This is a genomic window from Flaviflexus equikiangi (genome assembly GCF_014069875.1).
In the GTDB taxonomy this organism is placed as follows: domain Bacteria; phylum Actinomycetota; class Actinomycetes; order Actinomycetales; family Actinomycetaceae; genus Flaviflexus; species Flaviflexus equikiangi.
Genome location: NZ_CP059676.1, coordinates 1877839 through 1899876, shown reverse-complemented (window position 1 = coordinate 1899876; position 22038 = coordinate 1877839). Strand labels below are relative to the sequence as shown.

Sequence of the window (22038 nt, the reverse complement as noted above, 5' to 3'; positions counted from 1 at the left end):
ATCGGATACTCAACAGTACATCTTGTTACTATCAGTGTAAATTATATGCCATTCTGCTAACAGGTATGGTTAAGGTTTCCCTGCGTGGGGCGGACTATCCACGGCGGGCAGGGAACGAGCAAAGCTATGGAGCGAACCATGCGGATATTCTTTACCATTTCTCGCAAGGACCTGGAGGAATACACTCTCGAGGTTGCGCGGGCGCACGCTGTGACAGACGAACTTCGCCGTGCGTTCCCCGATGACGACGACGAGGAGCTGGACATGATCGCGCTTCTCGGCGCCGCAGACGACAACATTGCCACCGTCGCAGCAGAGCCCTATCGTCTTGTTGTCGCGGCAGACGCCGAGGTGCAGTATGCGGGTACGGAGGAGTATCCCTCTCTCGTCGTACCGAACAAGCCGGTGGCCTGGAGAGATGTCGCAGCGATCTTCGCCGATGAACCAGACGCGGCACCGGATGTCCTTGCCGCACGCGGCAGCGATGCCGATGCATTCGACCGCTGCGCCGACTGGGATCTGCTGTGGTACGACCCGACTGAGCGCCTCAAGCTCGCACGCGAACTCGACGCTCGGTCGCTCTAGGCGCGGGCCGTTCCTTCGCCGTCGCTGATCGAGTTGATGAGGTCCAAAGCCTCAGCGTGGATCCTGCTGTTCGCGGCGAAGGCGTTTCCGCCCCACGGGCCGGGGGAGCCATCGAGCGACGTGAAGACACCGCCCGCCTCTGTGACAATGGGCACAAGGGCTGCCATATCATACAGTTCGAGATCCGGTTCGCACGCGATGTCGACAGCCCCCTCCGCGAGGAGCATGTAGGACCAGAAGTCGCCGTATGCTCGGGTGCGCCATGATTCTTGAGCGAGGCGGAGGAATCCGCGCAGCTGTCCGCGCTTGGCCCACCCGTCGAACGACGAGTAGGACAGCGACGCATCCGAGACGTTCTCAACCTCGGATACTCGTATCTGCTTAGCGTTGGCCCAGCTGCGCCCGGTGAAAGCACCGAGCCCCTTCCCCGCCCACCAGCGCCTGTGCAGCGCGGGAGCGGACACGATCCCCATGACGATCTCGCCGTCCTCTTCGAGCGCGATGAGGGTCGCCCACACGGGCACGCCCCGCATGAAGTTCCTCGTGCCATCGATCGGATCGATGATCCACCGCCGATTCGCCGAACCAGATTCGCCCTCCTCTTCGCCGAGAATCGCGTCGCGTGAACGAGACCGGCCGAGCATGGACCGGATCTTCTGCTCAGCCGCCACGTCCACATCGGTCACTTCCGTATTGTCGGGCTTCGTGCGGATGGTCAGATCCTGGGCCTGGAAGCGTGGGAGCGTCAGCGCATCGACCTGGTCGATGATGGAGGAGGCGAAGTTCAGATCATCGCCGAGGCGGGTAAGAGACTGCATGGCTCAACATTACGCCACTGTGGGGGAGTGGGGATCGGCAGTCCGCAGAAGGTCTAGAACTGCTCCGCGCTGTGCCTGGCCTCGAGGAGGCGACGATAGGACTCGACGCGTTCCGCCGTCTGGTCCGTTGCCCCGTCCAAACCGCACTCGGGTTCAGTCGCGGCGTGGCTGCATCCCCTCGGGCAGTCTGCCGCGAGCTCGAGCAGGTCGGGGAAGGCCTCGAGAAGCATGTCCGGCGCGACATGGGCGAGGCCGAAGGAGCGCACACCGGGAGTATCGATGATGATCCCGCCGCCCGACATCGTGAAGCCGATGGCGGAGGAGGATGTATGGCGTCCCCTGCCGGTCACGGCATTGACGACGCCGGTGGCGCGACCGGCCTCCGGGACGAGCGCATTGATCAGGGTGGACTTGCCGACGCCGGAATGTCCGACGAGAACGGATATCGTTCCCGATACAGCATCCGCAACCGCATCCACGCCATGGGTCTGGCCGGTCGTCTCATCGATCGACGTGGAGAGAACCGTGAGATTGAGGTTCGAGTAGTGGTCGAGGAGAGGCGCCGGATCGGCAAGATCGGCTTTCGTCAGGACAAGGAGGGGTTCCATGCCCGCGTCGTACGCTGCGACGAGACAGCGATCGATCATGCCGGTGCGCGGCTCGGGCTGGGCAAGCGCCGTGATGATGAGGAGCTTCTCGGCATTCGCAACGATGACCCGCTCGGTGCCGGCGGCCTCCCCCTCCTCAGCGGTGCGGCGAAGCGTTGACGTGCGCGGCAGGACGGTGACAATCCGGGCGAGAGTGTCGCGGCGCCCCGACGTGTCGCCGACGACCTTGACGAGATCACCGACCGCGATCGAGCCGCGACCGAGTTCGCGCGCCTTGACGGCAACGATCGGTGTGCCCTCGACAAGAGTCACGTGGTAACGGCCGCGATCGACACGGAAGACGCGCCCGGTGAGAGCGTCCTCGAAGTCCGGCCGGATCTTCGTACGCGGGCGAGACCCCCGCCTACCAGGACGGACCCGTACCCGGGGATCATCGGTGCCGGTATCTCTCATGTTGTGATGGCCTCCCACATCGTGGGGAAGTCCGGAAGAGTCTTCGACGTGCAGGCAATGTCGATAACGGATATCCCCGGCACGACGAGACCGAGAATTGCCCCAAAGGTTGCCATCCGGTGATCTTCGTAGGAGTCGACAACGCCGCCATGGAGCGGAGCAGGCTCGATGAAGAGACCATCGCGAGTCTCGACGCAGCGTCCGCCGAGCTTCGTCACCTCGGAGGCGATAGCGGCAAGACGATCGGTTTCATGACCGCGCAGGTGGGCGATGCCGGAGAGGCGCGAGGGGGAGTCTGCGAGGGCGGCCAATGCCGCGACCGTCGGTGTCAGCTCCCCAGCATCCCGCAGATCGATGTCGATGCCGGAGATCGAGCCAGGGCCGGTCACGGTGAGATTGCCGTCCGAGAGAGTCGCCGTCGCACCCATGCGCTCGAGGATGGGAACGATGTGCGCGCCGGCCTGCGTTGTCTGTGCCGGCCAGTGGGGGATGGTGACCGTCCCGCCGGTAGCGACCGCTGCGGCGAGGAACGGGCTCGCATTCGACAAGTCCGGTTCGACTGTGATGTGGCCAGGATGAAGGGGGCCTGGGGCCACCGTCCACGAGACCGGCCCATCGGTGCTCTCCTCGATGGAGGCGCCGGCGCGGCGGAGCGCCTCGACTGTCATCGCCACGTGGGGAAGGGACGGGACACTCTCTCCCTCGTGGGTGATCGTCAGACCGTGAGGGAGGTGGGGGGCGAGGAGCAGCAGCGCCGACACGAACTGGGACGAGCCCGACGCGACGACGGTGACGGCAGATCCCGATGCCGGGCCTTCAACCGTGAGGGGGAGTGTCCGCCCCCGCGGCCCCTCACCGGCGGTGATCTTCACACCGAGCTGTTCGAGGCCGTCCAGGAGGGGACCGATCGGCCGTGCATACATCGCCGCGTCGCCGTCGAAGCTGACTGGACCATCGGCCAGGGCCGCGACTGCCGCCAGGAATCGGAAGACGGTGCCGGCCAGCCCGACGTCGATGTGGGCGCCGTGCAGGGGGGCGGGAATGATCGTCAGATCGTCTCCATCTCCCTCGATAGTCGTGCCCATCGCTCGCAGAGCCTCGATCATGAGGTCTGTATCGCGAGACCTCAGGGCGCCGGAGAGCCGCGACGGCGAACTCGACAGTGCGGCGATCACGAGGTGGCGCGCAGTCAGAGACTTCGAGCCGGGTACCGTGACAAAACCGCTGACCGGCTCGCTGTGATGCGGGGCCGGCCAGGGGTCACCATTGCTGGGGTGAAACTGTGACGTCAGGACTTTGCCTTCTCCTTGGCCTTGGCGATCTTCTCCATCAGTTTAGCCTTCTGCTCCTCCAGCTCCGCCTCATAGCGGTCCGCGAGGATGCTCATGTCCTCCTTGTGGGCGCGATGGTTCTCGAGCCGCCATCCGAGCGATGGCTTGCCGCGACGATCCCCAACGGTCATGAGGGCTCCGCCGATCAGCCCAGCGGACGAGACGAGACCGGCTACGTGCTGTTTGCGCTCAGCACCGGTGCTCAGCCACACGGGGTTCTTGACGGCGGCGAGAGCGATCTCGGTCGACGTCAGTGCCAATGCGGCGACGCGGGGCTTCTTGCCGAGCGCCATGCAGAGACCGGCGACGATGCGGACGCCTCCGACCGCGCGGGTCGCCATCACGATCGTGCCGGGGGAGAGGGGGCCGACACCGAGGTTCTGCAGAGTCGGGTTGACTCTTTCGACCACCTCGACATGGTCCTGAGGGTGGCGGGCTGCGTCGACACCGGAGGTAATGAACGGTATTGCCAGGAGAGGGCGGGCAAGGCCTGTGATGATACTCATGTATCCATTCAATAGCAGACCGGCCCGAATTTAAACCTGAGAACCCGATTCTTCATCTGTCGGCAGATCGGCAAGCGTCCGCAGAAGGGGAGCATAGTGAGCATCGACAGCCTGCTCGTACCCTTCGACGTCGCCCGCCTCGGCGGCATCGAGCATCGCCTTGTGCGCTTGGGCGGTCTCGACCATCGAATCCCGATCTCCGGCCGGCAGGTCGGGGATGACTGCCATATGGATGATCCACATGGCGCTCGTGAGCTGCTCGACGAGCTGGTTGCCGACCGACGTGAGAAGCCCCCGGTGGAACGCGATGTCCTCATCGGCGAAGTCCTCCTGCTTGACGGCCTTCTCGACCATGGCACCCGTCAGTTCGTGGAGCTCGTCGTGGTGCGTCCCGGCCATGGCTGACACGATCATCCGGGCAAGGCCGAGATCGAGCACCTGTCGGATCGCGACGACCTCCCGCAGAGACGTGAAACTGTCGGTGCCGAGGGACGCCCTCATCACCATGGACTTGACGAGCGGACGCAGCGACATGTTGGACACGAACGTGCCTCTGCCCTGGTGGACTGCGACGATGTCGAGAGCCTGCAGCTGTCGGATGGCTTCGCGCACCGAGGAGCGCGATACGCCGAGATCCGTGCACAGCTGCGCCTCTGTCGGCAGAGCGTCGCCGGGCTTCAGCTCCCGCTGGATGATGTACTGCTCGATGATGTCCATCGTCTCTTCCGCGCGGCTGGAGACGTTGATGAGGCCTTCGCGTCGCGGTTCCGTCGTGAAGCGGGCAAGCTTCGATGCTCGCTCGTAGCGGTCGGAGGGAGAAATGTGAGTGACCATGTTGTGACCTTGGTTAGTGACCGGTGCGGGAGGAGGCTCCCGCCTCAATGTCAGCGCCTATGCTGACGGGTTGGTGAATAGCGGCAAGTCCTGGTGGCCCAGCGCCGTGCATGGCAACGCCTTGCGCCGGTGACTGGACGGAGCGTCTCGCTGTCCGTTCGACAGGGAGTTCGGAGGGGGAGAGCGGTGCGCGGTTTACTCCACAGACGACAGGCCTGCGCATGAGCCGCGACCTGTGGCGCGAGGAGGGGACAGAGTCGTTGTCGACGGCCCTGGTCGCCTCAGCTCTTCCCCGCAAAAGGGCCGCAGCGGAGGTGGGAGCCGTCCGTTCGTCGAGCAAGGCCCCACCATCGGTGACATACTCAACAACAGAGCTTCCACTTAGTGTCGCCAGCGCGGCTTCAATGCTCATCCTGCGTCACCCCCTTCGGTAATTCATAAGACAACTGATGTTATCGTAGGCTATTTCTCGCGACTTGGCAGTAGTTGGCGGAAAGTCGCCGAATATTGCTCGTGCCGAGGGGTTGAAATGCATGCCGGGACCGTCCGAATCGGGGTTTATGTCCGGCGAGATTGGCGAAACGGCTTGAAATATTCCTGCGTAGGACGTACGTTAGCAACATCAGATAGCTGAACAGACATCTGACGAATTCTCAACGGAGAGGAATTAGCTATGAAACGCACACGCGGCAAGCGCCTCGTTGCCCTGACCGCAGCCTTGGCTCTTGGTCTTACCGCCTGTGGAGGCGGAGGGAGCGACGATCCTACGGACGACGCGACCACAGGTGCAGAATCTACTGCCGGCACGGGAGAAATTACCGTCGGCGTAGCCTACGAAACCACCAACTACCACCCGTCTAACACCACATCGGCTCTGGCGATGGGTACGAACTGGCATGTCGTCGAGGGACTCTACGAGTTCCACATGGAGGACTACACCGTCTACTCCGCACTCGCGGCAGAGGATGAGCCGGTTCAGATTTCTGACACCGTCTACGAGGTTTCCCTCCGCGAGGACGCCAAGTTCTCCGATGGCACCGAGATCACCTCCGAAGACGTCGTGACCTCCTTCGACCGCGCCATGGCAGAGGGCAACATCTACGTGTCGATGCTCGACTTCATCGACAGCGTCGAGGCAAAGGATGACACGACCGTCACCATCAACCTCACGCAGCCCTTCTCGCTCCTCAAGGAGCGCCTCGCAGTCGTGAAGATCGTCCCCGCCTCGGCCACGGACGACGAGCTGACCGCGAAGCCGATCGGCTCCGGCCCCTGGGCTTACGAGAGCATCTCGGACACCGAGATCACGGCAGTTCCGAACGAGTACTACAACGGTGACTACCCGGCAGGCGCCGAGACGCTCCGCTGGTCGATCATCAAGGATGACACCGCTCGTACGACCGCTGCGCAGGACGGCACCATCCAGGTCATGGAGAACGTCCCCGCCGAGAACGTCTCGCTCCTCGAGGGTGCAGGCCTCACGGTCGAGTCCAAGCAGGGCTTCAGCCTTCCGTTCCTCCTCTTCAACACCGCCAAGGCTCCGTTCGACAACCCGCTCGTCCGCCAGGCATTCCACTACGCCATCGACACCGAGAAGCTTGTCGCCAACGCCATGTCCGGCGAGGCCGTTGCATCCTCGGCATTCCTCCCCGAGACGCACCCGAACTACAACGAAGCTGAAGTTCAGTTCGACTACGACCCGGAGAAGGCGAAGGAACTCCTCGCCGAAGCCGGTGCTGAGAACCTCTCCATCACACTTCTCACCACCGACCACCCCTGGATCGAGGGCCTCTCGCCCCAGATCCGCACCGACCTCGAAGCTGTCGGCATCACCGTCAGCGTCCAGGCCGAAGCATCCGCATCCCTCTACTCGAACAACCTCGACGTCGATGACCCGACCTTCGATGTTGCCCTTGCTCCCGGCGACCCCTCGGTCTTCGGACAGGACCCGGCCCTCCTCATGAACTGGTGGTACGGCGACAACATCTGGACCCAGAAGCGTTCCTTCTGGCAGGAGTCTGACCCCGAGGCATTCGGCGAGCTGCAGGCCATCATCTCGGAAGCCGTCACTCTCGATGGCGACGAGCAGCAGGAAAAGTGGAACGAAGCTCAGGACCTCCTGTCCCGCGAGGTTCCGATCTACCCGCTGTTCCACCGCACCATGATCACCGCCTACAACGGCGATGAGCTGGCCAACGTGACCCCGATCGCGACCACCGGTCTGTCCCTCATCGGCGTCACCACCAAGTAACCGAAGCGACCAGCTTCCCTAATGAGAAGGAGGGGTGAGTCAGCCCCCGCTGATCACCCCTCCTTTCTCGTGCATCCAGACTGTAAAGGCACAATGTCGTGAACAACTTACTAAGGCTAATAGGTCGAAGGCTCGTTGCCCTTCCCCTCATGGTTCTGGGCGTTACCCTCCTCGTCTTCCTCATCATGTCGCTCTCCCCGATCGACCCCGCCTACGTGGCCATGGGTGAGAACGCGACCCCGGAGCAGCTCGAGAACTTCCGTCAGCAGAATGGTCTCTACGACCCGCTGATCGTCCAGTACGGAAACTACATTTGGAACATGCTCCAGGGCGACCTGGGGACCTACGGCGTCGGCGGTGCTAACACGGTCTCTGACAAGGTCTTTACAGCACTCCCCATCACCCTCGGCCTGACATTCTTCGGCCTGATCCTCGCCGTCGTCGTCGCCTTCCCGCTCGGCGTCCTCGCCGCTCTCTACCGTGACCGCTGGCCCGACCAGGTCATCCGCGTCATCTCCGTTGCCTGCCTCGCGACGCCCTCCTTCTGGCTCGCCATCATGCTCGTCCTCATCTTCCTCGGCACCCTGCCGGTCTCCGGCCCGCTGCCTGCCTTCACGGAGGATCCCAGCGGCTGGTTCATGCGCATGCTCCTACCGGCCCTCGCACTCGCCGTGCCCGTGATCGGCCAGATGACACGCGTCGTGCGCACCTCGATGGTGGAAGAACTCGACCGCGACTACGTTCGCACCGCTCTCGGCGCCGGCATCCCCAAGCCCGTCGTCGTCGGCCGCAACGTGCTCCGCAACGCCCTCATCACACCCGTCACGGTGCTGGGCCTGCGCGTCGGCTACCTCATGGGCGGCGCTGTCGTCATCGAGATCATCTTCGGCATCCACGGCATGGGCCGCGTCCTCGTCGACGGGATCACCAACAACTGGGTGACGGTCGTCCAGGGTGCGACACTCGTCGTCGCCGTTGCCTTCATCATCGTCAACATCGTCGTTGACCTCCTCTATGTCCTCATCAATCCCCGGATCAGGGCGGTGTAAAGATGCGTAACAAACTCACGACCAAGCTTTCTCAACCGGGAATCCGACTCAAGGGATTCAGCCGGATGGGATGGGGATCGCGGATCGCCGTCATCGTCCTCATCCTCGTGGGCCTCAGCGCCCTGCTCGCACCGTTCCTCGCCCCATACCCGCCCGAGGAAGTGTTCCTGCGCGGCACACCGCCGAACTCCGAGCACCTCTTCGGCACCGACCACGTCGGACGAGACGTCCTGTCCCGCATTCTCTACGGTGGACGCGCCTCTCTCATGGTCGGCCTCATCTCGACGCTGATCGCACTCGTCGCCGGCGCCATCATCGGCTCCATCGCCGCCGTGGTCCGCCGTTCGCTCTCCGAAGTGATCATGCGTGTCATGGACGTCATCATGTCGATCCCCGGCATCGCCCTCGTTGCCACGACGGTCGTCGTCTTCCAGGATCCGTCGCGCCCCGAACGCCTCATCACCGTCATCATCCTGGCGATCGCATTCGTCTACACGCCCCAGCTCACCCGTATCGTGCGCGCCAATGTCATGAGCGCCTACGGTGAGGACTACGTCAACGCGGTCGTCGTGTCCGGCGCTCGCGCCCCCTGGATCCTTATCCGGCACGTGCTCCGCAACACCGCTGCCCCGGTCCTCGTGTTCGCGACCGTCCTCGTCGCAGACGCGATCATCCTCGAAGCATCCCTCACCTTCATCGGCGCCGGCCTGCAGGAGACGATGGTGCCCACGTGGGGCAACGTCCTCTCGGCCGCCCAGCCCGGTGTTCTCCGCGGAGAATGGTGGCAGGCGCTCTTCCCCGGCATCGCCATCATGCTGACCGTCCTCTGCCTCAACATCCTCTCCGAGGGAATCACCGACGCCATGGTCGCAGCCCCGAAGAGCACAGTCGCGGACAAGCCGCGCGACGACGTCGAGCGCGAAGCAGACCGCCTCCTCATCGACCCGGTCGTCGCCTACGAGGCACAGCGCGAATCCCTCCAGGCCCGCCTGGACGCCCTGCGGGAGATCGAACTCGCCCGGACCGACAGGTTCATCAAGCAGGGAACCGGGACTCCGCTCCTCGAGGTTCGCAATCTCTCGATCAAGTTCCCGCGACACGGCGATGTCAACGTCGTCGACAACGTCAGCTTCACAGTCTTCCCCGGCGAGACCATGGGTCTCGTGGGCGAATCTGGCTGCGGCAAGTCGATCACCGCGCTCGCGATCATGGGTCTTCTCGACCCGCGTGCCGAACTGTCGGGGGAGGTCCTCTACGAAGGCCAAGACCTGTTGACGATGCCGGCGCGGGAGCGACAGAGCCTGCTCGGCCACGAACTGGCCATGATCTACCAGGATGCGCTCTCGTCCCTCAACCCCGCCATGCTCATCTCCTCCCAGATGAAGCAGATGACCAAGCGCGGCGGCACTCGTACGGCTGAGGATCTCCTGACCCTCGTGGGCCTCGACCCGAAGAGGACCCTCGAGTCCTACCCGCACGAGCTGTCCGGAGGTCAGCGCCAGCGCGTCCTCATCGCCATGGCACTCACCAGGGATCCCAAGCTCATCATCGCCGACGAACCGACAACGGCACTGGATGTCACCGTCCAGAAGCAGGTCATCGAGCTGCTCAACGAGCTGCGCGAGAAGCTGGGCTTCGCGATGGTGTTCGTCTCCCACGACCTTGCGCTGGTCGCCGAGGTCGCCCACTCGATCACCGTCATGTACGCCGGACAGGTCGTCGAACAGGCCTCCACTCGTGAGCTCCTCACCAACCCGATCCACGAGTACACTCGCGGCCTCCTCGGCTCGGTGCTCTCGATCGAGGCAGGCAAGGGACGCCTCCACCAGGTGCCCGGCACGGTTCCCTCACCGAAGGACTTCCCGTCCGGCGACAGGTTCGCGCCCAGGTCCTCCCATCCCACGATCGGTCTGACGACGAAACCGGAGCGCAGGCAGGTCCCGGGAACGGACCACTATTACGCGGCGCTGCCAGAATCGGCGTTTGTCGCGGTCCTCGACCGGGACGACGTCCACGAACCCGTGGATGAGTCAATGTTGGCGGAGCAGGCCATGCGCCCAGCCGCCCTTGGAACTGACGATGAGCTTCGCTCCGAGCTCGGCAAGGAGGAGGAGAAATGACCACTCCCATCATCGACCTGCAGGACGTGCATGTCACGTTCAAGACACGCACCGGGTCCCTGTTCAACCCGAACAAGGTCCATGCCGTCGCAGGCGTGTCCCTCCCAGTGCTCGCGGGCCAAACCCTCGGGATCGTCGGGGAATCCGGATGCGGGAAGTCGACAACCGCGAACGTCATGTGCGGCCTCCAGCTGCCGACAGACGGCAAGGTCTTCTTCAAGGGCCAAGAGGTCACGAAGAGATCCGCTGCGCAGCGCCGACTGATCGGACGCGTCGTCTCCGTCGTCTTCCAGGACCCGGCCACGGCCCTCAACGCCCGCATGCCGGTCAAGGAACAGCTCATCGACCCGCTCCGGGTGCACAAGGTGGGGAACAAGGACTCGCGCGAAGATCGTGTCCGCGACCTCATCTCCATGGTGGGCCTGCCCGACTCGGTGATGGAGGCGCTGCCAGGCCAGCTCTCGGGCGGACAGCGCCAGCGCGTCGCCATCGCTCGCGCTCTCGCGATCAAGCCCGATGCGATCATCGCCGACGAGCCGACGTCAGCCCTCGACGTGTCCGTCCGCGCACAGATCCTCAACCTGCTCGCCGACCTCAAGTCGGAACTCGGCCTCGGCATGGTCTTCATCTCTCACGACATCCAGACGGTCCGCTATGTGTCTGACCGGATCGCGGTCATGAACGCGGGCAAGGTCGTCGAAGAGGGCCCTGCCAGCCAGATCCTCGAAAATCCCCAAGATCCCTACACCAAAACACTCCTCGGCGCAGCACCTTCCCTGTTGCATCCGACCTTCTAAGGAAAGATCAATGTCGTCCCCCATTTACGGAGTCGTCCCTCCCGTCATCACCCCGCTCACCTCGGAGCGCCGCTTCGACGAAGAATCGAATGAACGCAACATCACGAGGATGATCGACGCCGGCGTGCACGGCCTGTTCGTCCTCGGATCATCCGGCGAAGTGGCCTTCACGACGGACGCGGACCGCGAACGGATCCTCGCCTCGGCCGTCAGCATCGCGGCAGGGCGCCTCCCCGTCCTCGCGGGCGTCATCGACACGCAGACGCCGCGCGTCCTCGAGCATGTTGCCGCCGCCGAGCGCCTCGGCGCCGACGGCATCGTCGCCACCGCCCCGTTCTATGCCCTCGGCGGCGTCGATCAGGTCGAGGAGCACTTCCGTGCGATCCGCCGCGCCACCGATCTGCCGATCTACGCCTACGACATCCCGGTCTGCGTGAACGGTGTCAAGCTCCAGCCCGCCATGCTCCTCCGTCTCGCAGCAGACGGCGTCATCCAAGGGGTCAAGGACTCCTCCGGTGACGACGTGTCGTTCCGTTTCCTCACGCTCGCCAACCGCACGGCAGAGAAGAAGCTCGCCCTGCTGACCGGCCACGAGGTCGTCGTCGACGGCGCCTACATGTCCGGTGCCGATGGCGCAGTCCCCGGGCTTGGGAACATCGATCCGGCCGCATACGTGCGCCAGTGGAACGCCTACCGGGCGGGAGATTGGGAGACAGTCCGTGCAGAGCAGGATCGTCTCGCCGACCTCATGACGATCGTGACAGCCGCTCAGGGACTCACCGGGTTCGGTGCGGGCGTGGGCGCCTTCAAGACAGCCCTCGCGCTCCTCGGAGTCATCGCGACGAACGAGATGCCGGCACCCGTGCGCGCCCTTGCTGGTGCCGAGGTCGACACGATCGCCGCCATCCTCGAACGGAACGGCCTGCCGGTAGCATGACCATCCTGGCGATCGATATCGGCGGTACGAAGGTTCGTGCCGGGCTCGTGGACGAGAATTCCACGAGCCTGGTGCGCACGATCGCGACCGCTCCCGGGCCGGGCGAGACGTCGATCATGCCGAGCATCCTCCGACTCGTCGGGGAATACTCGGGATATTCATCGATCGCCGTCGCATCCGCCGGAGTCATCTCGGAGGGCCGAGTCGTGTCGGCCACGGACCTGATCCCGCACTGGGCTGGCACCGACATCGCAGGCGAGCTCGCCGTCACGGGAGTTCCCGTCTCAGTCCTGGGGGATGTTCATGCCCACGGACTGGGCGAAGCGGTCTACGGTGCGGCCCGGGGCCACCATTCTTCGCTCACGGTCGGCGTCGGCACCGGCATCGGCGGCGCCTACGTGAGCCACGACGGGCCCATGGTCGGAGCGCACGGGGTTGCCGGCCATATCGGCCACGTGTCCCACGCAGATGCTCGGGATCTGACCTGCTCGTGCGGCCGGACCGGCCACATCGAACCACTGTCCTCAGGGACGGGGATGGTCGAGGCCTATGAACGGCTGACGGGGGAACTCGTCTCCGGGCGGGAACTCGACCAGCGCGCCGAGAACGGCGACCAGTCAGCGATCTCGGTTCTCAGCGGCGGCGGTTTCGCCCTCGGTGACGTTCTCGGTTCCCTCGCCAACACACTCGATCCCGGGATTATCGTCATCTCGGGGTCTGTCAGCAGATCGGCTGCCTTCTGGTGGCCGAGCCTGATAGCCGGATATCGATCATCAGCGATGGATCCGGTTTCGGCAACCCCGCTCGTCCGCGGCGAGCTGGGTGATGATGCGCCGCTGCTCGGCGCCGCTTCCTACGCAAAGGTGTTCCATGCTTGATTCACTCAAAGGCCGTCTCGTCGTCTCTGTCCAGGCCTACCCTGGGGAACCGATGAGAGACCCGCGCACGATGGCGCTGATCGCCGCAGCCGCCGAGCAGGGCGGGGCGGCCGCGATCCGCTGCCAGGGTCTCGCCGATATCTCCGCGATCAAGGGCAAGGTCGATGTTCCCGTGATCGGCCTGTGGAAGGAAGGTCACGAGGGCGTCTACATCACCCCGACCCTGCGCCACGCGCGCGCCTGCTCGCTCGCGGGCGCCGATATCGTCGCCCTGGATGCGACTCGTCGCCCCCGGCCAGACGGCCTCACCTATGCCGAGACTGTCGCAGCCCTGCACAGCGAAGGCGTCGTCGTCATGGCCGACTGCGGTTCCATCGGCGATGCTCGGATGGCGGCGGAAGCCGGATCCGATATTCTCTCCACCACGCTATCCGGCTATACGGGAGAGCGTGAGAAATCTGACGGCCCTGATCTAGAGTTGCTTGAACAGATGGTTGCCGAGTTCGATAGACCCGTGCTCTGCGAAGGCCGCGTCCACACCCCCGAGCAGGCTCGGGCCGCTCTCGATGCGGGAGCGTGGTCCGTTGTCGTCGGCACAGCCATCACACACCCCACGACAATCACGTCCTGGTTCACCCGGGCGATCGAAGGCAAGGAATAACGATGCGGATCATCATTCGCGACACCGCGCAGGAGGCCTCGCGCCTCGCAGCTTCCCAGATCATCACCAGTCTTCCCACGAACGGTCGACTCGGCGTTGCCACGGGTTCCACCCCTCTCGCACTGTACGGCTTCCTGCGAGAAGCTCACGCGGCCGGGGAGTTCACCCTCGAGGGCTGCAGTGCGTGGGCGCTCGACGAATACGTCCAGATCCCCGAGGATCATCCCGAGCGCTACCGCAACGTCCTCCTCAACGAACTCGTCGAGAACGGCGGTACCGGACTCGCGGCGGACGACCTCCACACACCCGATGGTGCGGCAGAGGATCCGGAACAGGCGGCACGGGACTACGAGAGCCAGATCGCTCCAGGAGTGGACGTACAGATTCTCGGCCTGGGCAGCAACGGACACATCGGCTTCAACGAGCCCGCCGGTTCGCTCAGCTCACGCACCCATGTCGGGCACCTGACTCCGACCACGCGCAGCGACAATGCTCGCTTCTTCGGGAACGACATCGACGCAGTGCCCTCCCTCTGCATCACCCAGGGCCTCGCGACGATCATGTCCGCGCGAGAGATCGTCCTGCTCGCCTTCGGCGAGGGCAAGGCCGAAGCGATCGCACAGATCGTCGAGGGCGGGGTCGCACAGCGCTGGCCCGGGTCCATCCTCCAGCATCATGAGAACGTCACCGTCTACATCGATGAGGCCGCAGCATCGCGCCTCGATCTCGCCGACTACTACAAGACACTCAACTAGAAAAGGCGGGCGGCATGTCCGCCCCCGGGAAATCAGGAAGAGCAATGCACATTGACGCAACCGTCCTCGACGCGGCGGGCAACATCATCGGTTCCGGGATCGTTCTCGATCATGGCACGGTGAGCGAGATCCTGCCGCCCAACGCGGACAGCGGTGCACCCTTCCTGTTTCCCGGTTTCGTCGACATCCACTGCCACGGCGGCGGGGGAGCCTCCTTCCCCGACGATCAGGATCAAGACCTGATCGACCAGGCGGCAGCCGTCCACCACAACGCCGGTACGACGCATCTCGTCGCATCGCTCGTCTCCTCCGGCAACCCGCTCCCCGCTATCACGGCACTGCGAGAGGCCTGCGTACGCGGCACCCTCGTCGGCATCCACCTCGAGGGCCCCTTCATCAGCCCCCACAAGGCCGGCGCCCAGGATCCCGCAGCGATCCGCCCCATCGATCTGGACGAGCTGCGATCGTGGCTCGAGGAGGGCCAGGGCTGGATCAAGACGATGACGCTCGCGCCTGAATGCGACAACTCCGTCGAAGCGGCCGAGATGCTGCTCGACTACGGTGCTGTCCCCTCCTGGGGGCACACCAACGCCTCGGGAGAGGAAACGAAGAACGTTCTTGCCATGGCCTCCGAGAGGGCCGCGGGGCGGCATCCCGCACAGACAGCTACGCATCTGTTCAACGCGATGCCGCCCCTGCACCACCGCTACCCAGGCCCCGTCCGGGAACTCATCGCGGCAGCTAAGCGCGGCGACGCAGTCGTCGAGCTCGTCGGCGATGGCGTCCACGTCGACACGGACCTCGTCATCGACGTTCTCACGTACGTGGACGACGAGGTCGCGCCCGGTGGAGCACTCGTGACCGACGCGATTGCCGGTGCCGGCATGCCGGACGGGGAGTACGTCCTCGGCGGTCTCGACGTCACCATCACCGGAGGCACCGCCTACCTCACGGGCACTGACACGATCGCCGGTGGCACGTCGACGATCGGCATGCAGGTGGCGCTGCTCCTCAGCCGCGGCATCGACCCCTCGGTTGTCGCTCGCGCCGCCTGTCTCGCACCCGCACGTGCGATCGCTATCGACCCCCCGGCGTCCCCGACTGTGGGACAGCCGCTGACCGCCGTCCTCGTTGACGGCAAGCAGCTTCGCGTATGGCGTGATGGGAACCCTGTCGGGAATGTTTGACCGTCCGTCGTCGTTCCCCCGCTGACAGCATTAAACGGTAGTGTAGGGACAATGACAGAGGATCTGAGCCGGGCACCGGCAGGTGAAAGCGAGGAGGAGCGCCGAGAGCGCTTCGAACGGGAGGCTCTCCCGTTCCTCGATCAGCTGTACGGGGCCGCGATGAGGCTGACGAGGAACCCGGCAGATGCTGAGGATCTCGTCCAGGAGACGTACGCGAAAGCGTATGGATCGTTCCACCAGTTCAAGGTGGGCACCAACCTCAAAGCGTGGATGTATCGCATCCTCAACAACACGTTCATCTCCTCCTACCGCAAGAAGCAGCGAGAGCCGCTGAAGTACGATGCTGGTGAGCTCGAGGACTGGCAGGAGTACGCCGCATCCACCCACGATTCGAAGGGGATGCGGAGTGCCGAGGCGGAAGCGATGAGTGCGCTCCCGGACGAGGAAATCCGAGAAGCCATGGCGGCCCTGCCGGAAGACCGGCGCATGGCGGTCTACCTGGCTGACGTCGAGGGTTTCGCGTACAAGGAGATCGCCGCGATTCTCGAGATACCGCTCGGCACGGTGATGTCCCGCCTGCACAGGGGGAGATCACAGCTTCGCGAGCTCTTGGCCCAGTATGCTGCGGACCGAGGATATGCCACGGAGGCGAAGGTATGACGAACATTGACGATGTAGCCCGCGAGTTGGGCGCCGAGATTCCCGAATGTACGTGTGCGGAAGTGCGCGACCATCTCTTCGAGCTCCTCGACAGGGAGCTCGCGGACGAGGACATGGGCCGCCTGCGCGCCCACGCGGAGACGTGCCCCGACTGCACGGAGGCGACCGAGGCGGAGACCCACATGAGGGAGATCATCCGCCGATCCTGCTCAGAGCCCGCACCGGACTCCCTCCGTGCGAAGGTTGTCACGGATCTAACTCGCCACTGACGCGGCTCCGGCGCTGGCACCCCTCCCGGGCGTGCTACTATGTCTGATGTTGTTGAAATGAGGAGGTACCATGTCCCGTCGTGGTCGTAAGCGCAACTCGCGCAAGAAGAAGGCTGCCAACCATGGCAAGCGCCCCAACGCCTAATCAGTAGACGTCTGGTATGGCCGCTCCCGTCCGGGTGCGGCCATGCTTGTACCACCAAACCTCAGGCCTCCCGGCCAGCCAAGGAGATCAACTTGTCAACAGCTGTTCCCGAATATGCGGCGCGCATTTCCCGCATGGCACAACGCCGCTCGAAGGTGTGGGGCTTGATGTTGGAACTCTGGGAGGGAACAGACAGCTTCATCCTCTCCGTGCGCGACGGCGACTTCGGGGAGGCCATGCGGGAACACTTCCAGGACATCGGCCAGGAATCTCTCGCGCACGGCTCCCTCATGAGCCTCGATGTCTACTCCCGCGGCTCGCGCAGACGCACGTTCGAAGCGGATCGGGAAGCCTTCCTTGCCGACCGGGACCTGCTCGTCGGAGACCAGCCCTACCGATCAGACATCGAGACGATGATGACCCTCTGCCGCGCTGAGTCGCAGGCCTGGGCCGCCGGTGATCTCAACGCGGGGAGAGATGCTCGCAAGCAGGAGTTCCTCCACCTCGACGGCGGACTGGAACAGAACCTCGTCGAGCTTCTGACGGCGAATATCGACACGGCGAAGTCCCACGTGTGGCGGACGCTATCGCGGATCTTCCTCGTGTTCCTCGCGACCGAGACCGGTCACCAGTCGGCGCTCAACCAGAGGTAACGGTCCGATAGGTGTGGGGGACAGGAGCTAAAGCCTGTCCCCCACATCCTTATGCCGTGAGACCCAACCAGTGATGCCAGCCGTTGTGGAGGACGAGCCACGCGAGAAGCCCGTAGCCGGCCTGCTGCGGCGTGTAGGCTCCCGGGTCTGACATATCGGTCTGCCACTGGTCATGCTGCGCCAGGGGATGGTAGGTGTCGACGTAGGGCACTCCTCGTCGCTGTGCGACATCCTGGTAGGCGTTCGACAGGTCGCTCAGCTGATTGGCCGGGACGTCGTTACGCGGGGGAGGGCCGACCACGAACGTTAACATGTGGCTGCGGGTCGCCTGGTCGAGGATATTCGCCAGGTTGAGGCGGGCACGGACGAGCGAGACCTGATGGTCGATGTCGTGAGAACCGAGACCGATGACGAGACGGTTGTCTGCATCGTGCCCCATCCGGGGGACCACCTCACCCTCCCACCGGTCGGCGAGTCGCGCCGAATCCTCTCCAGGAACGGGCAGGACCATCGAGGTGAGGGGGATCGGTGAGTCGGTGCGCGCGAAAACCCGCCCCGTCCATCCCATCGCCCGCGCGTCCCCGCGCCCGGCGACGAGCTCGTCGCCGACCACCATGATCCGAAATTCGTCTGTGCTCACCTGTGTAGTCTCTCATAAGGAACCGCCGGCGACCCACGGGTCGCCGGCGGTGTGTCAACTGACGGTTCAGCGGGTGAAGGCCTTCTGCATGAGTTCCTTGTTCTCGGCCGCGTGACGTGTCGACAGGCCGGTGGCGGGAGACGCCGCGGCCGGACGGGAGATCAGCTTGACCTGTCCGATCTCGGGGAACACGTTGAGCGCGAGGAACGGCCACCCTCCCTGGTTGGCGGGTTCGTCCTGGAGCCACACCAGCTCGGCGCCGCTGTAGGGGGCGAGGGCCTCCTTGAGCTGGTCGACGGGAGCCGGGTAGAACTGTTCGACGCGGACGATCGCGGTGGTGGTGTCGCCGCGCTTCTCACGCGCCTCGGCCAGGTCATAGTAGACGCGGCCGGAACACATGATGACGCGAGTGATCGACGCCGGGTCGAGGTTCTGTTCGACCTCCCCGATGACTTCCTTGAACGTGCCTCCCGTGAAGTCCTCGAGCGGGGACTGGGCCGCCCTGCGGCGCAGGAGCTGCTTGGGGGTGGCGACGATGAGGGGCTTGCGGGGCCGCCTGTACGCCTGGGTGCGCAGGGCGTGGAAGTAGTTCGCGGGAGTGGACGGCTGGATGACGATCATGTTGTCTTCCGCGCACAGCTGGAGGAACCGTTCGATCCGGGCAGACGAGTGATCCGGGCCCTGGCCTTCGTAGCCGTGGGGGAGGAGCATGACGAGGGCGGAACGCTGGTTCCACTTCTGCTCCGCTGAGGAGATGAACTCATCGATGATTGTCTGGGCTCCGTTGGCGAAGTCTCCGAACTGGGCCTCCCAGAGGACGAGAGCATCGGGACGCTCGACGGAGTAGCCGTATTCGAAGCCGAGAACAGCATACTCGGACAGCGACGAGTCGTAGATCCACAGCTTCGCCTGGTCCTCCGTGAGGTGGCGCAGGGGCGTCCACTCCGCTCCGGTCGACACATCGTGGGCGGTTGCGTGCCGTTGGACGAACGTGCCGCGCCGCGAGTCCTGGCCCGACATGCGGACAGGGGTCTGTTCGATCAGGAGCGAACCGAAGGCGATGAGCTCAGCGAAGCCCCAGTCGATCCCGCCCTCTCGTGCCATCTTGTTGCGGCGTTCGAACAGCTGCCCGATCTTCGTGTGGACATGGAACCCTTCGGGTGCGCGCACGTGTGCTTCGCCGATGCGGGATATGACTTCGGGCGTCGTCGCCGACGTCCATCCCACGATCGTGCCAGCATCTTCCTGCTGAGCCTGGGGCAGTTCGAGGCCTGCGACAGTGTCGACGTGGGGATAGCCGTATCCGGTCTCCTTCTCCGACTCCCGCACCTCATCGAACGCGTTCGACAGGATGTTGTGGAATTCTGTCTCCAGCTCCTCGACCTGGGCGTCGGTCAGGGCGCCCCTGCCCAGCAACGACTCCGTGTACAGCTGACGCGGCGTGCGCTTGGATTCGATAAGGCCGTACATGACGGGCTGCGTCATCGACGGATCGTCACCCTCGTTGTGGCCGCGCTTGCGGTAACACACCATATCGATGATGACATCCTTGTGGAACGTCTCCCGGTACTCGAACGCGAGACGAGCCACCTCGGTGACGGACTCCGGATCGTCCCCGTTCACGTGGAAGATCGGAAGCTGCAGGCCCTTCGCGATGTCAGTCGGGTAGTACGACGAACGTGCGGAGGACGGGGAGGTCGTGAATCCGATCTGGTTGTTGACGATGATGTGGACTGTGCCGCCCGTGCGGTAGCCGCGCAGCTGGGAATAGTTGAGGGTCTCGGTCACCACACCCTGACCCGCGAACGCCGCATCACCGTGGATGAGGACGGGAAGGACCGAGTATCCTTCATCGCCCAGGTCGATACGGTCCTGCTTGGCTCGCACGACGCCCTCGAGAACGCCATCGGCAGCCTCGAGGTGCGAGGGGTTGGCGGCCAGGTAGACAGACGTCGTCGACCCGGATCGAGCCTCATACGTGCCCTCTGTCCCCAGGTGGTATTTGACATCTCCCGTGCCCTGGACGGAGCGCGGATCCTGCGTGCCGTCGAACTCGGTGAACACCTGCTTGTACGACTTGCCGGCAATGTTCGTGAGAACGTTGAGGCGGCCGCGGTGCGCCATGGCGATCGCGACCTCTTCGAGGCCGTTATCGGCCGCGGAGTCGAGGATCGCATCGAGCAGCGGGATCAGCGACTCTCCGCCCTCGAGGGAGAACCGCTTCTGGCCCACATACTTCGTCTGGAGGAAGGTTTCGAAAGCCTCGGCCTCGTTGAGCTTGCGGAGGATCTGCAGGCGGTCCTCCGCCGTCAGCTCCGTGTGTGGGCGTTCGAGCCTGGCCTGGAACCACTCGCGCTGAGCCGGATCCTGGATATGCATGTACTCGAGGCCGATGTTGCGGCAGTACGATTCGCGCAGCTGCTCGATGATCTCGCGCAGCAGGAGGTGGGATGTTCCCGCGAAACCGCCCGTCGGGAACGACCGGTCGAGATCCCACAGGGTGAGCCCGTACCGAGTGATATCGAGGTCGGGATGACGACGGTTGCGGAATGCCAGGGGGTCCGTGTCCGCGATCAGGTGGCCGCGGGACCGGTAGGCGTGGATCAGCTCAGCAATGCGAGCGGGTTTGCCCAGCTCTCGCTCGACGTCGTACTCGATGTCCTTCTGCCAGCGCACCGGCTCGTACGGGACGTGGAGCGCCGTGAAGACGCGATCGTAGAAGCCATCGCGGCCCGTCAGCTTCTCCTCGAGTGCACGCAGGAACTCGCCCGATGCGGCACCCTGGATAATGCGGTGATCGTAGGTCGAGGTCAGCGTGACGACGCGGGAGACGCCGATGCGGGCGAGCGCCTTATCCGACGTGCCGGCGAACTCGGCCGGGTACGTCATGGCGCCGACGCCGACAATGGTGCCCTGCCCGTTCATGAGCCGGGGGATCGAGTGGACGGTGCCGATGCCGCCGGGGTTCGTCAGCGTTGCCGTCGTGCCCTGGAAGTCCTCCACGCTCAGCTTGTTATCGCGGGCCTTCGAGACAAGCTCCTCGTAGGCGCCCCAGAACTCGACGAAGTCCATCGTGTCCGCCGCCTTGACGGACGGGACCACGAGGTTGCGCGAGCCGTCCGGCTTGGGCAGGTCGATGGCGAGCCCGAAGTTCACGTGCGCTGGCTCGAAAACGGCTGGCTTCCCGTCTTCCGTCTTCGCGTAGGCCTTGTTCATATCCGGAACCGCGACGAGAGCTTCCACCATGGCGTAGCCGATGAGGTGGGTGAACGACACCTTCCCTCCGCGAGTGTGCTTGAGATGGTTGTTGATCACCGCACGGTTCTCGAAGAGCACCTTCGCGGGAACGGCGCGAACCGATGTGGCGACCGGGATCTCGAGCGAGCTCTCCATATTGGTCACGGTGCGTGCCGCAGCGCCGCGGAGCTTCGTGGTCGATGCTGATCCGGCATCGTCCGACGGCGCGAGATCGTACTTCTCGGCGTAAGGCGTGCTGGCAGGGACTGCGACGACGGGTGGTGCAGGCGGCAGATCGGAGCGGACTTGCGACTGGTCGGATGCGGACTGCCTGTTGTCTGGTTCCTGCTGTGCACGGCGTGCGGACGGACTCTGGTTCTCCGAGGGTGGTGGAACGTCGGTCTTGGCCGTGCGGCCCTCCGATTCCCATCGTGTGAACAGCTCGCGCCACTGCGGCTGGACGGCTCCACGATCCTCAAGGTATTTCGCATATAGCTCGTCGATGAACCACTGGTTGGCACCGAAATCCTCGCTGGAACGTTGTGATGTGTCGGACACTTGCGGTCGCCCTACTTTCGGGGTGTGTGAATTGAAGAACAGGTCCAGTTTAGGTGACCCGGGCGACAGACACCCTCCTATTTCGTCAAACTGGACACGAACTGGG

Annotated in this window: 21 protein-coding genes; 14 read left to right on the top strand and 7 right to left on the bottom strand. The window is 64.3% G+C overall.

Annotated features, from left to right (window positions below; translation table 11 throughout):
- Positions 1-138: 138 nt before the first annotated feature.
- Positions 139-585 carry a DUF6912 family protein gene (locus H2O75_RS08750; RefSeq protein WP_182170978.1) on the top strand — a complete coding sequence of 149 codons (447 nt, stop codon included), beginning with the start codon at positions 139-141 and terminating at the stop codon, positions 583-585.
- Here the strand turns inward: H2O75_RS08750 and H2O75_RS08745 are convergent.
- The 5 genes from H2O75_RS08745 to H2O75_RS08725 all read right to left on the bottom strand — a co-directional run bounded on the left by H2O75_RS08745 (position 582) and on the right by H2O75_RS08725 (position 5135).
- A complete protein-coding gene (locus H2O75_RS08745) occupies positions 582-1403 on the bottom strand; it encodes an inositol monophosphatase family protein (protein ID WP_182170974.1) in 822 nt (273 codons plus the stop codon). The genes H2O75_RS08750 and H2O75_RS08745 overlap by 4 nt on opposite strands.
- 53 nt (positions 1404-1456) lie before the next feature.
- Positions 1457-2464, bottom strand: a complete 1008-nt coding sequence (gene rsgA / locus H2O75_RS08740; RefSeq protein WP_182170969.1) for a ribosome small subunit-dependent GTPase A — start codon at positions 2462-2464, stop codon at positions 1457-1459.
- Complete coding sequence (aroA, locus tag H2O75_RS08735) at positions 2461-3657, bottom strand: 3-phosphoshikimate 1-carboxyvinyltransferase (protein WP_259365339.1); 1197 nt, start codon at positions 3655-3657, stop codon at positions 2461-2463. Before aroA ends, rsgA begins: the two co-directional genes overlap by 4 nt.
- A 95-nt stretch (positions 3658-3752) precedes the next feature.
- A complete protein-coding gene (locus H2O75_RS08730; RefSeq protein ID WP_182170966.1) occupies positions 3753-4301 on the bottom strand; it encodes a DoxX family protein in 549 nt (182 codons plus the stop codon).
- Positions 4302-4331: 30 nt separating this feature from the next.
- Positions 4332-5135 carry a FadR/GntR family transcriptional regulator gene (locus tag H2O75_RS08725; RefSeq protein ID WP_259365238.1) on the bottom strand — a complete coding sequence of 268 codons (804 nt, stop codon included), beginning with the start codon at positions 5133-5135 and terminating at the stop codon, positions 4332-4334.
- A 673-nt stretch (positions 5136-5808) separates the two neighbouring features.
- Between H2O75_RS08725 and H2O75_RS08720 the strand changes: the two genes are divergently transcribed.
- The 13 genes from H2O75_RS08720 (at position 5809) to H2O75_RS08665 (ending at position 17497) form a co-directional block, all read left to right on the top strand.
- Positions 5809-7386 carry an ABC transporter substrate-binding protein gene (locus tag H2O75_RS08720; RefSeq protein WP_182170963.1) on the top strand — a complete coding sequence of 526 codons (1578 nt, stop codon included), beginning with the start codon at positions 5809-5811 and terminating at the stop codon, positions 7384-7386.
- 98 nt (positions 7387-7484) lie between these two features.
- Entirely contained in the window at positions 7485-8435 is a 951-nt protein-coding gene (locus tag H2O75_RS08715; protein WP_182170960.1) for an ABC transporter permease, read from the top strand.
- A 2-nt stretch (positions 8436-8437) separates the two neighbouring features.
- The gene (locus H2O75_RS08710) at positions 8438-10555 is read left to right on the top strand and encodes a dipeptide/oligopeptide/nickel ABC transporter permease/ATP-binding protein (RefSeq protein ID WP_182170957.1); all 2118 of its coding nucleotides are present in this window, start codon (positions 8438-8440) and stop codon (positions 10553-10555) included.
- The gene (locus H2O75_RS08705) at positions 10552-11352 is read left to right on the top strand and encodes an ABC transporter ATP-binding protein (RefSeq protein ID WP_182170954.1); all 801 of its coding nucleotides are present in this window, start codon (positions 10552-10554) and stop codon (positions 11350-11352) included. The genes H2O75_RS08710 and H2O75_RS08705 overlap by 4 nt, the downstream gene beginning before the upstream one ends.
- A 10-nt stretch (positions 11353-11362) precedes the next feature.
- A complete protein-coding gene (locus tag H2O75_RS08700) occupies positions 11363-12289 on the top strand; it encodes a dihydrodipicolinate synthase family protein (protein WP_182170951.1) in 927 nt (308 codons plus the stop codon).
- Complete coding sequence (locus H2O75_RS08695) at positions 12286-13167, top strand: ROK family protein (RefSeq protein WP_182170948.1); 882 nt, start codon at positions 12286-12288, stop codon at positions 13165-13167. Before H2O75_RS08700 ends, H2O75_RS08695 begins: the two co-directional genes overlap by 4 nt.
- On the top strand, positions 13160-13828 hold the full coding sequence (locus tag H2O75_RS08690; RefSeq protein WP_182170945.1) for an N-acetylmannosamine-6-phosphate 2-epimerase: 669 nt from the start codon (positions 13160-13162) through the stop codon (positions 13826-13828). The genes H2O75_RS08695 and H2O75_RS08690 overlap by 8 nt, the downstream gene beginning before the upstream one ends.
- A gap of 2 nt (positions 13829-13830) precedes the next feature.
- Positions 13831-14583 carry a glucosamine-6-phosphate deaminase gene (locus tag H2O75_RS08685; protein WP_182170942.1) on the top strand — a complete coding sequence of 251 codons (753 nt, stop codon included), beginning with the start codon at positions 13831-13833 and terminating at the stop codon, positions 14581-14583.
- A 44-nt stretch (positions 14584-14627) separates the two neighbouring features.
- Positions 14628-15770, top strand: coding sequence for an N-acetylglucosamine-6-phosphate deacetylase (locus H2O75_RS08680; protein ID WP_182170939.1), 1143 nt, complete (start codon positions 14628-14630; stop codon positions 15768-15770).
- A 51-nt stretch (positions 15771-15821) separates the two neighbouring features.
- Entirely contained in the window at positions 15822-16430 is a 609-nt protein-coding gene (locus tag H2O75_RS08675) for a sigma-70 family RNA polymerase sigma factor (RefSeq protein ID WP_182170936.1), read from the top strand.
- Positions 16427-16699 carry a mycothiol system anti-sigma-R factor gene (gene rsrA, locus H2O75_RS08670; protein ID WP_182170933.1) on the top strand — a complete coding sequence of 91 codons (273 nt, stop codon included), beginning with the start codon at positions 16427-16429 and terminating at the stop codon, positions 16697-16699. The genes H2O75_RS08675 and rsrA overlap by 4 nt, the downstream gene beginning before the upstream one ends.
- Before the next feature lie 70 nt (positions 16700-16769).
- Positions 16770-16844, top strand: coding sequence for a 50S ribosomal protein bL37 (locus H2O75_RS11015; protein ID WP_374971583.1), 75 nt, complete (start codon positions 16770-16772; stop codon positions 16842-16844).
- Positions 16845-16936: 92 nt separating this feature from the next.
- On the top strand, positions 16937-17497 hold the full coding sequence (locus H2O75_RS08665) for a hypothetical protein (protein WP_182170930.1): 561 nt from the start codon (positions 16937-16939) through the stop codon (positions 17495-17497).
- Positions 17498-17546: 49 nt separating this feature from the next.
- Here the strand turns inward: H2O75_RS08665 and H2O75_RS08660 are convergent, their stop codons facing one another.
- The gene (locus H2O75_RS08660) at positions 17547-18113 is read right to left on the bottom strand and encodes a GDSL-type esterase/lipase family protein (protein ID WP_182175113.1); all 567 of its coding nucleotides are present in this window, start codon (positions 18111-18113) and stop codon (positions 17547-17549) included.
- Positions 18114-18203: 90 nt separating this feature from the next.
- Complete coding sequence (locus H2O75_RS08655) at positions 18204-21932, bottom strand: multifunctional oxoglutarate decarboxylase/oxoglutarate dehydrogenase thiamine pyrophosphate-binding subunit/dihydrolipoyllysine-residue succinyltransferase subunit (RefSeq protein ID WP_182170927.1); 3729 nt, start codon at positions 21930-21932, stop codon at positions 18204-18206.
- Positions 21933-22038: the final 106 nt, after the last annotated feature.

What these genes read in the sequence shown, in the direction of transcription:
- H2O75_RS08750 (WP_182170978.1), top strand. Translation starts at nt 139, where the DNA reads ATGCGGATATTCTTTACCATTTCTCGCAAGGACCTGGAGGAATACACT.
- H2O75_RS08745 (WP_182170974.1), bottom strand. Translation starts at nt 1,403, where the DNA reads ATGCAGTCTCTTACCCGCCTCGGCGATGATCTGAACTTCGCCTCCTCC.
- rsgA (WP_182170969.1), bottom strand. Translation starts at nt 2,464, where the DNA reads ATGAGAGATACCGGCACCGATGATCCCCGGGTACGGGTCCGTCCTGGT.
- H2O75_RS08730 (WP_182170966.1), bottom strand. Translation starts at nt 4,301, where the DNA reads ATGAGTATCATCACAGGCCTTGCCCGCCCTCTCCTGGCAATACCGTTC.
- H2O75_RS08725 (WP_259365238.1), bottom strand. Translation starts at nt 5,135, where the DNA reads ATGGTCACTCACATTTCTCCCTCCGACCGCTACGAGCGAGCATCGAAG.
- H2O75_RS08720 (WP_182170963.1), top strand. Translation starts at nt 5,809, where the DNA reads ATGAAACGCACACGCGGCAAGCGCCTCGTTGCCCTGACCGCAGCCTTG.
- H2O75_RS08710 (WP_182170957.1), top strand. Translation starts at nt 8,438, where the DNA reads ATGCGTAACAAACTCACGACCAAGCTTTCTCAACCGGGAATCCGACTC.
- H2O75_RS08705 (WP_182170954.1), top strand. Translation starts at nt 10,552, where the DNA reads ATGACCACTCCCATCATCGACCTGCAGGACGTGCATGTCACGTTCAAG.
- H2O75_RS08700 (WP_182170951.1), top strand. Translation starts at nt 11,363, where the DNA reads ATGTCGTCCCCCATTTACGGAGTCGTCCCTCCCGTCATCACCCCGCTC.
- H2O75_RS08695 (WP_182170948.1), top strand. Translation starts at nt 12,286, where the DNA reads ATGACCATCCTGGCGATCGATATCGGCGGTACGAAGGTTCGTGCCGGG.
- H2O75_RS08690 (WP_182170945.1), top strand. Translation starts at nt 13,160, where the DNA reads ATGCTTGATTCACTCAAAGGCCGTCTCGTCGTCTCTGTCCAGGCCTAC.
- H2O75_RS08685 (WP_182170942.1), top strand. Translation starts at nt 13,831, where the DNA reads ATGCGGATCATCATTCGCGACACCGCGCAGGAGGCCTCGCGCCTCGCA.
- H2O75_RS08680 (WP_182170939.1), top strand. Translation starts at nt 14,628, where the DNA reads ATGCACATTGACGCAACCGTCCTCGACGCGGCGGGCAACATCATCGGT.
- H2O75_RS08675 (WP_182170936.1), top strand. Translation starts at nt 15,822, where the DNA reads ATGACAGAGGATCTGAGCCGGGCACCGGCAGGTGAAAGCGAGGAGGAG.
- rsrA (WP_182170933.1), top strand. Translation starts at nt 16,427, where the DNA reads ATGACGAACATTGACGATGTAGCCCGCGAGTTGGGCGCCGAGATTCCC.
- H2O75_RS08660 (WP_182175113.1), bottom strand. Translation starts at nt 18,113, where the DNA reads ATGGTGGTCGGCGACGAGCTCGTCGCCGGGCGCGGGGACGCGCGGGCG.